Raw genomic sequence first — 3,181 nt, 5'->3', positions numbered from 1 at the left:
GGCGTGCGCGACCAGGACGGCGACCTCACCGGGGAAGAGGCCGACGCAGAGCCGGCGACCGGCGGCGGCGCGCAGGAAACGGGCGCCCCGTTGGACGACCGGATTGAGTTTGTCAGTCCTTCCACCGCAGCGCTGAAAACCGTGGAAAACAGCAGCGGAGCGGCCGCGGAAAAGGCCCGGACGGCGCAGGCTGGCGCGGAGACCGCCGCCGATCCCGAACCCGGGGCCAAAGACACGGTGCGGGAGGATCCGGCCCCGGAACCGCCCAAGCGCTCCATCAAGCCGAAGCGCTCCAGCGTGCCCAGTTGGGACGAGATCGTCTTCGGCACCAAGCACGACTGACCTGCCGCCGGCTGCAGAGAAGACCCGGGCTGGGCGCCCGGCCTGCCAGGCTGCCTGGCCCGTCAACCTCTCGTTGCCTGCGGGCGCGGACTAGCGCCGTTTGCCCGGAGCCACCAGGGTCAGCAGGGGCACTTCCCGCTCCGCCTTCGTCAGCGAGCCGTGCTGGCCGACCACGGACATCGCGGTCTCCGGCACGCGCCGGGTGTCGTAGAACGCCACGGGTTCCCGGGCAGCCACCATCAGGTCTCCGATGCGCGGCAACACCCGCGGGTCCACCCGACCGAAGAACCCGCGGCTGACCGCCTCTTCCCGGGTGAACACCCAGGCCTGCTTCCCATACCGCTCCAGCCAGGCACGGGCCACCTGCTCGCGCTGCCCGGCCCTGGCGTCCGGTTCGAAATAGAGGTGGACCAGCCGCGGTTCGCCGCCGGTGTGCCGCACCCCGGCCACCAGGGCCGGGTCCGCCGAGTAGTCGAAACGGAACTCCTCGGCCACGTCCAGCATGCCGTGGTCCGCGGTCAGCAGCAGCAGCGTATCGGCCGGAAGCTGCCGGGCCAGGCGGCGCATGTCCGAGTCAAGTTCCTCCAGCGCATGCCCCCACTGGGCCGACGCCGCGCCGAACCGGTGGCCCGCCTTGTCCAGTTCGTTGAAATAGAGGTAGACCAACGCCCGGTCCGTAGCCGCCAAGGCTTCCGCGGTGGCCTGGGTCCGGGCATGGCCGGTGGCGCCGGGCACGAACCTGCTGCCGCGCAGCGCCGCCCGGGTCATGCCCGACTCCGCGAACCGGGGCAGGCTGACGGTGGTCACCGGCAGCTGCCCGGCTACACGTTCGAACACCGTGGCATGCGGCTGCCACACCTGCGGGTCAACCCCGGGGTCCCAGCCTCCGAGTTGGTTGACCACCTTGTCCTGCCCCGGGTCCAGGACGTCATAGCCGACCATGCCGTGCAGGCCGGGCGCCAGCCCGGTCCCCAGGCTGGCAAGGGACGCCGCCGTCGTCGAGGGAAGGGCGCTGCCGAGGGTCCGCGAGTTGTCCATCGCCTGGCGCAGGAAGGGGGCATGTCCGCCGCGCTGCTTCAGCAGCGCCTTGCCCAGTCCGTCCACCATGACCACGCACACACGCCGCGCCTGCGGCAACTGCAGCTCATTATCGAAGCCCTCGGCGCCCAGCGCGGCCGCGGCACTGGTCATGACCTCCGCGAGCGAGTTGCGGCCGTAGCCGGGGGCAGCCGGAAGCGGTTCCTGTATCAGCGTCACGCAGCGTCGATCCCGCAGATCAGCGGCCGTGGTGGCCGCGGACCAGGCGGTTGCCGATGCGCGGGCGCTGCTGCACCGGGCCCGGCGCGGCGGCGGGCTCCGGGTGGCTGGTGCTGACCTTGCGCAGCGCGCGGGCAAAGTCCTTGGCGTTCTGGACCGCCTGCAGCCCGTCGGCCTCCGCGCTGACCCGCAGCACGATGTCTTCCTGGACGATATTGCCCGTGTAGCCGTGGTCGGCGTCGCACTGCGGATCGCCGCAACCGGCCGGGCCCATGTCCAGTCGCTGGCCGCCGGACCAGGCGATGGCCAGAGTCAGTTCGCGGGCCTGGTCGGCGGAGGTGTAGTTCTGCGGCTGGGCGTAGACGTAGCTGAGCACCACGGAGCGGATCTGGCTGACCGGGACCGACTCGGTGGAAATCTGCGCCACCATCTGCTCGCCCTCGTCGTCCAGCTGCTGGTCGTCCACGTGCGTGATGACCAGCATGTCCTCGGTGAGCACCAGCACGGTGATGTGCCGGTGCACCTCGTTGCGGTCGAAGTGTGTCTCCAGGTGCACCAGGTGGGACAGCGGCTCGCGCTCGTCCAGGGCGTCGTGGACCACGTCGGAAACCAGCAGCGGATAAAAGCCGGCCCGGTTGAGGGCGTCGTCGAGACTGCGGCGTTCGGCCGTCGATAGGGGGCTCATGGTTCCATAATCCCCTACCCTGCCGCCGGATGGCCAACCCGGCAGGTTCAGTCCCGCATGGCGCGCCGCGCGCTGTCGGTGCGGTGCGCATGGTTTCCGAGCCGGAGTTCGGCGTTCAGCACGGCCAGGCCGCGGTCGGAGAGCTGGACCGGGTTGAGCTCCAGCAGGGCCACTTCGGGATGTTCGTCCTTGAGTTGCGCCACGCGGGCGATCAGGTCTTCGAGCGCCGGAACGTCCACGGCCGGCAGGCCCTGGTAGCCGAAGAGCTTCTCCGCCGCGCGGGGCCCGCGGACCAGGTCCGCCACATCCACGGTGCTCAGCGGGGGGATCCGGTGGGACCAGTCCCCCAGCAGGTTGACGGCGTCGCCGGCCAGCCCGAAGGAGACCACCGGGCCCAGGAGCGGATCCTCGATGGAGCGGATGGTGCAGGCCTGGCCGGCGGGCACCATCGACTGGACTTCCAACGGGATGTCGCCGAACGGGGCCAGGCTGGCCCGCATGTGCGCGATGTTGGCGCGCAGGGTCGCCTCGTCCGTGATGTTCAGCCGGACCCCGCCGAGGTCCAGCCGTTGCCGCAGCCGCGCGTCGGTGGTTTTGACGGCCACGGGCCAGCCGAGCCGTTCGGCGGCGGCCACGGCCTCGTCGTCGTGCGTGAAGCCGGCGGACTCCTGAACCGTGATGCCGTAGCAGCCCAGCAGCCGGGCGGTCTGTGCAGGGGTCGGCGTCAGCAGCTCGGTCCCGGTGACCCCGCCGAGCAGGGCGTCGATCTGCCGTTGCGCCTCGGCGGGATCCGTTCCCGCAGGCTCGGGGAACTCGCCCTGGTCGTGGGCCTTCCATTCGGCGTAGCGGACCGCGGCCGCCAGCGCGTTCACGGCGCTGGCGGGGCTGGCAAAAGCG

Annotated in this window: 3 protein-coding genes and 1 pseudogene; 1 reads left to right on the top strand and 3 read right to left on the bottom strand. The window is 71.1% G+C overall.

The features are described 5' to 3' along the window. Nucleotides 1–342 (top strand): annotated as a pseudogene (locus AC5RUJ_RS13300) (hypothetical protein); the annotation flags it as partial. A 90-nt stretch (nt 343–432) separates the two neighbouring features. Here AC5RUJ_RS13300 and AC5RUJ_RS13295 read toward each other — a convergent pair. The 3 genes from AC5RUJ_RS13295 to AC5RUJ_RS13285 all read right to left on the bottom strand — a co-directional run. Then, nucleotides 433–1,533, bottom strand: coding sequence for an alkaline phosphatase family protein (locus AC5RUJ_RS13295; RefSeq protein WP_494128741.1), 1,101 nt, complete (start codon nt 1,531–1,533; stop codon nt 433–435). 85 nt (nt 1,534–1,618) lie between these two features. Then, nucleotides 1,619–2,284, bottom strand: a complete 666-nt coding sequence (locus AC5RUJ_RS13290) for a DUF5998 family protein (RefSeq protein ID WP_493977911.1) — start codon at nt 2,282–2,284, stop codon at nt 1,619–1,621. Nucleotides 2,285–2,331: 47 nt separating this feature from the next. Then, nucleotides 2,332–3,181, bottom strand: an 850-nt coding sequence (locus AC5RUJ_RS13285) for an acetate--CoA ligase family protein (protein ID WP_494155986.1), incomplete at its 5' end; no start/stop codon positions are given.

The organism is Arthrobacter sp. Y3223164 (assembly GCF_059091005.1).
The sequence above is the reverse complement of the archived record's forward strand: the minus strand, read 5'-3'. Positions and strand labels throughout refer to the sequence as shown.